Annotated in this window: 1 rRNA gene; it reads left to right on the top strand. The window is 56.8% G+C overall.

The window, feature by feature from the left end:
- Window positions 1-1,744: ribosomal RNA gene (locus ACYVF3_RS32565) — 23S ribosomal RNA — on the top strand; the annotation flags it as partial.
- Between the last annotated feature and the right edge of the window lies 1 nt (window position 1,745).

The raw sequence follows: 1,745 nt of genomic DNA on the forward strand, positions 1-1,745 counted from the left end.
GGATTGTGTGGGAGTGAGAATGCAGGCATGAGTAGCGAGTGAAGAGTGAGAATCTCTTCCGCCGGATGACCAAGGGTTCCTGGGGAAGGTTCGTCCGCCCAGGGTGAGTCGGGGCCTAAGGCGAGGCCGACAGGCGTAGTCGATGGATAACGGGTTGATATTCCCGTACCCGTGTGCACGCGTCCATGATGAATTCTTTGATGCTAACCATCCGCGAGTTGTGGATCCTTCGGGTGAAGCGGTGAGTGCATGGGACCCGATGGGATAGTAGTCAAGTGATGGGGTGACGCAGGAGGGTAGCTCTGCCAGTGATTGGTTGTACTGGTGTAAGCCTGTAGCCCGGTGTGTAGGTAAATCCGCACATCTTGTGGGTGAGAGGTGATGCGTAGCCGTTGTGGTGATGTGAGTGATCCCATGCTGCCGAGAAAAGCCTCTAGCGAGTGTGTGCACGGCCCGTACCCGAAACCGACACAGGTGGTCAGGTAGAGAATACCGAGGCGGTCGGGTGAACTGTGGTTAAGGAATTCGGCAAATTGCCCCCGTAACTTTGGGAGAAGGGGGGCCACTGCTGGTGAACGCCCTTGCGGTGGGAGCTGGTGGTGGTCGCAGAGGCCAGGGAGAAGCGACTGTTTACTAAAAACACAGGTCCATGCGAAGCTGTAAGGCGATGTATATGGACTGACGCCTGCCCGGTGCTGGAACGTTAAGAGGACCCGTAAAGCCCTTTGGGGTGTAGCGGAGAATTTAAGCGCCAGTAAACGGCGGTGGTAACTATAACCATCCTAAGGTAGCGAAATTCCTTGTCGGGTAAGTTCCGACCTGCACGAATGGCGTAACGACTTCTCCGCTGTCTCGACCACAGGCCCGGTGAAATTGCAGTACGAGTAAAGATGCTCGTTTCGCGCGGCAGGACGGAAAGACCCCGGGACCTTTACTATAGCTTGGTATTGGTGTTTGGTTCGGCTTGTGTAGGATAGGTGGGAGACTGGGAAGCTATCACGCTAGTGGTGGTGGAGTCGTTGGTGAAATACCACTCTGGTCGTTCCGGGCATCTAACTCGGGTCCGTGATCCGGATCGGGGACAGTGCCTGGTGGGTAGTTTAACTGGGGCGGTTGCCTCCTAAAGGGTAACGGAGGCGCCCAAAGGTTCCCTCAGCCTGGTTGGCAATCAGGTGTTGAGTGTAAGTGTATAAGGGAGCTTGACTGTGAGACTGACGGGTCGAGCAGGTGCGAAAGCAGGGACTAGTGATCCGGCACTGGCTGGTGGAAGCGGTGTCGCTCAACGGATAAAAGGTACCCCGGGGATAACAGGCTGATCTTGCCCAAGAGTCCATATCGACGGCATGGTTTGGCACCTCGATGTCGGCTCGTCGCATCCTGGGGCTGGAGTTGGTCCCAAGGGTTGGGCTGTTCGCCCATTAAAGCGGCACGCGAGCTGGGTTTAGAACGTCGTGAGACAGTTCGGTCCCTATCCGCCGCGCGCGTAGGAGACTTGCGGAAGGCTGTCCCTAGTACGAGAGGACCGGGACGGACGAACCTCTGGTGTGCCAGTTGTTCTGCCAAGAGCACGGCTGGTTGGCTATGTTCGGGAGGGATAACCGCTGAAAGCATCTAAGCGGGAAGCCTGTTCCTAGATGAGGTCTCCCACCCCTTTGTGGGTTAAGGCCCCCGGTAGATGACCGGGTTGACAGGCCGGATGTGGAAGCACAGTAATGTGTGGAGCTGACCGGTGCTGATAGGCCGAG

It is taken from the genome of Saccharopolyspora tripterygii, assembly GCF_054778355.1.